Source organism: Endozoicomonas sp. ONNA1 (assembly GCF_024606325.1).
GTDB lineage: Bacteria > Pseudomonadota > Gammaproteobacteria > Pseudomonadales > Endozoicomonadaceae > Endozoicomonas_A.
Map to the genome: position 1 here is coordinate 1 of NZ_JAHHPN010000011.1, position 2,826 is coordinate 2,826.

Here is a 2,826-nt window from a genome sequence, read left to right on the forward strand (position 1 = left end):
ACGGTCAACATGGTTTGACGCCGTCTGTTCAGAAGGCATGAAAACAGTACTGGACGAGTTGTTTACGAACATTGAGCAACAAACAACCGAAATACGGGAACCTTTGCGGAAAATAGCAGCCGCTCAAGGCACGGCAGAACGCATTCAGGCAATAACGGAGTATTGCGAACAGTTTTCCGGTGGTGTTAAACCAAAGCGCAAAGAGAATTTCTTTAAATTCCTGGTAACACGGCGGCAAGGGAGCTGTCGCCATCGTGTGCCTGTTTTTATTGCTCTTTGTCGTTATTTCGGGATTCCATGTCGGCAAATGACTAACACTACCCACATCTTTGCCGAGTGTTCCGGGGATGGAGGCCAAACCTGGATGTCAGTGGATTTGGGCGGGGCGCCTGTAAAGGACACAAAAGTGATACCAAAATTTCAGCCCACCAGAAAGGTGCATAGCTCCAGCGCTGCGCCAAAGAAAATTAAGGATCCTCTGAAAGGGGCAGATTTAGCACAACAGCAAACTCTGGCTAAAGCCTGTGCTACGAGCCCCGAGAAAACGAACAAAGCCCTTCAGACGAACAGTGCATTGCCAGAAACAATTCCAAGTACTTTCCAGATGGCAAAAAACCTTTGGGGACAAAAAGATTCAACCAGTTTTGCTATGGGTGTCTCATTGTTATCAAAAAGTGCATTGCCAAAAACAATTCCAAGTACTTTCCAGACGGTAAAAAACCTTTGGGGACAAAAAGATTCAACCAGTTTTGCCATGGGTGTCTCATTGTTATCAAAGACAAAAGCATTGAGCGATGACGAGAAGAAATTGCTCGGTGTTGTGGCTCTCGACGATCAGGATGAGTCGGCGGAAGACATACCACGTTTCTTTGACATGATGGATGAAGTCGTTGGTGGGCCTGGCTTCGATCTGGATTGGAGGAATGAATCTCGCGACTATAAACCAATGTCAGAGGCAGTCATACAAATCTTGTTCGACAATGATGAAGATCAGGTCAGTGAACAACTTGAGTCACTGTACTCAAAAATGATTATTCAAGGCGGAGCAAATCCTCAAGAGTGGTTGAGTTCAATGGTGTATATATTGAGTCAGAGCGACCTGAACAAACCTTCGGTTATTCAGTTTGCCCTTAAAGCCATGGAATCGGGTTGGCTGGATCCACTGCCAGATTATGACCGTGATATTATCAATGCCTCTGAACATCATGAGCTTTTGGTGTCCCTGGAAGGCATCGATGAACTGAAGGTTAAAGCCGACCATTGTCTGAAAAAGTTTTATAACGCATTGTTGTCCAAGGAAAAAAATAGTGAGGTATGGCGTTCAAATTATAAAAAGTTCCAAAGGGAAACAGGTGATACCTTGCTCGTCACTCATTGCCATGACGGGTTTTCGCCATCCCTTGAAAATAAAATTGCCCATCGATCTATTCAAGACGTCTGGACGAACAATCCTGAGGGCATTCCGAATATAGAACGAATGCTGGTGCAACAGCCTGCTTTTCCACAGTTAAACTCGGGCAGGGGAAAACACCGTCCGGTGATTATCATGGGGGAACCCTCCTGGTGGTGTTATGTAATTGATGAAAAGGTTCAAGCCATGCTTGAACGAAAAGCAGAGAACAGTCCACAACTTAAGCGGATAATGGAAAAAAACAATCAATATGAGCTTGTGAGAAAACAACTCCTCAAAGATCTTGAAGAATCAGATGAAGCATTTAGTAAAAAAGAGCGTTTGATCGAAGCAGGAGATCACCCGAGTCTAACTCCCCTCAAGATGTCGGATGAGGAGAAAAAAACGCTGGATGACTTCAAAACTAAATGCAAGCAAGCGATTGAGCATGCCCTCAGTCATTATCTGTATGGATTGACACACTCAAAAGGCGGTTGCTTAACCTATTGTTGGGTTGAAGCTATCATGAATTCTGAGACTGGGTGTACCTACTTTAGCTACGGCGCTCATGATCCATCCTCACCAGAAGAGCTGTTTGCCATGATGTCTGATATTTATATCCCTCGCTCTGTTGAGGAATCTATCAAGGACGCCTACTTGCGACAAGCACACAACGGCAGTGATGCTCTGGTGCTAAAGTCCAAAGAGCTGAACATCATTGCTGGAGAGTTTTTGGGCAGTGTGAACTTGAATTCGATGTCTGAGTCATTGGATATCTGATCATAGTTTGGTCACGATGAGTTTTTCGAGACCGGTGGCTTTGTTTAATGGTTACGGCCAACTATCCAAATCGAACTTTCCTTCTTTCTGAAGGTCATATCAATAAACAATTTCAATGCAGTCCTTCAGATGACAGGAGGGAGATTGACTATGGATGGTCTGATTGGCGGGAAAATAAAGGAACCTGTTCCTGGTAGTGGTTTACCAGACAGGAGAGCAAAGCTGGATTCACCACCAGAGATTGCAGAGGTTACTGGCGTAACTGTCAGACTCAATAGGTCGCCGACTCCGGGTGCAATGCCTGACAGGGCGAGAACCCTGTCCTTAGGGGATTCCTTGCTTCGCAGGCTTCCTCACTCTTTTGATTTTCGTTTTGTCACCAGTGATGATGAGGTTCGACAACTTCTGGTTGCCCAGTCTGGCGATAAACATCGGGATGTTACCCTTATTTCCCATCCCGAGGATCTTTCACGGGCTAATCTGGTGAGCCGGTTGAGCATTGCTGACGATGGTCGCCACGTTCTGCGTTCAGGCAAGCTGTTTGACGGTCTAAAGCCACTCACTCTGGTGATGGATATCCGCAAACTCACCAGTGAAGAGTTGCCAAAATTTAACGATCTGCTGGACCCGGATAACCCCTGTTTATACGACAAAGT

Annotated in this window: 2 protein-coding genes; both read left to right on the forward strand. The window is 45.6% G+C overall.

Annotated elements, in window-relative coordinates; genetic code table 11:
- Window positions 1-2,170, forward strand: a 2,170-nt coding sequence (locus tag KDK19_RS00135) for a transglutaminase-like domain-containing protein (RefSeq protein WP_257287856.1), incomplete at its 5' end; no start/stop codon positions are given.
- A 150-nt stretch (window positions 2,171-2,320) separates the two neighbouring features.
- Window positions 2,321-2,826, forward strand: a 506-nt coding sequence (locus KDK19_RS00140) for a hypothetical protein (RefSeq protein WP_257291082.1), incomplete at its 3' end; no start/stop codon positions are given.